1 protein-coding gene is annotated in these 1,068 nt (G+C 36.0%); it reads right to left on the bottom strand.

The features are described from left to right. Positions 1-79: 79 nt before the first annotated feature. Positions 80-877, bottom strand: a complete 798-nt coding sequence (locus tag CI949_RS20825) for a TIGR00266 family protein (protein WP_073158981.1) — start codon at positions 875-877, stop codon at positions 80-82. Positions 878-1,068 lie beyond the last annotated feature (191 nt).

The following is a 1,068-nucleotide window of genomic DNA, read 5'->3' as shown; positions in this document are numbered from 1 at the left end:
TTTTATATTTTTTATAGGTATTAATATATATTATCTAATATCTAGGGAGGTATTGCAAGTTAAGAGGATTACAATTTTATTAAAAATTATCTCCATCCAATATATTTCCTATCTTACCTAAGACAGTGCCTTCCCCTTTTTGTTTACCTGAAACCAGAGGAGCATTTTTAATAATTCTATCAGCAAGTCTTGAAAACGGTAAGCTCTGCAGATAAACAGTTCCTTTCCCCTTTAGTGTTGCTAAAAATAGGCCTTCCCCACCAAAGAACATTGATTTTAGATTTCCTGCTCTTTCGATATTATAATCTATCCCCGCAGTAAACCCAACCAGACAGCCTGTATCTACTTTTAATAGCTCATTATTCAATTCCTTTTTGACCACAGTTCCTCCAGCATGAACAAAAGCCCTGCCGTCTCCGCTTAATTTTTGGAGTATAAAACCTTCACCACCAAATAAACCACTACCGAATCTTTTATTAAAAGTAATGTCGATTTTTGTCCCTAAAGCAGCACATAAAAAAGCATCTTTCTGGCAGGTAAATTGATTATGTGGTAATTCTGAAAGTTCTAGGCTAACTATTTTACCAGGATAAGGTGCAGCAAAAGCAATTTTCTTTTTAGAATAACTGGTGTTAGTAAAGTGAGTCATAAATATTGATTCCCCGGTAATTACGCGCTTGCCGGCTCCAAAAACTTTTCCTAAAAGCGATTCATTCAGCTCACTTCCATCTCCCATTTTTGTTTCAAATGAGATTCCATTATCCATCCAGTTCATTGCCCCGGCCTCTGCAACTACAGTTTCTTCGGGATCTAATTCCACCTCTACTACCTGCATATCATCACCAATAATTTCGTAGTCTATTTCGTGGCTCCGCATTTTACCCCCCTCTTTCTTTTGTTATTTATTGAACTAAGTCTGAAATTTCAGCAGGTGTAACTAGACGATCATCATAAGAAATAATTAATTCTTCTTCTGTAAGCTCTACCTCATCAACTATACCGGTATAAGCTTTAACTCTATCAATTAGCTCCTCAACCTGACATCCCATTTCTTCTAAACTAATTCTA

This window comes from Halanaerobium sp. (genome assembly GCF_003070835.1).
This window is presented reverse-complemented; position numbering and strand designations above follow the sequence as displayed.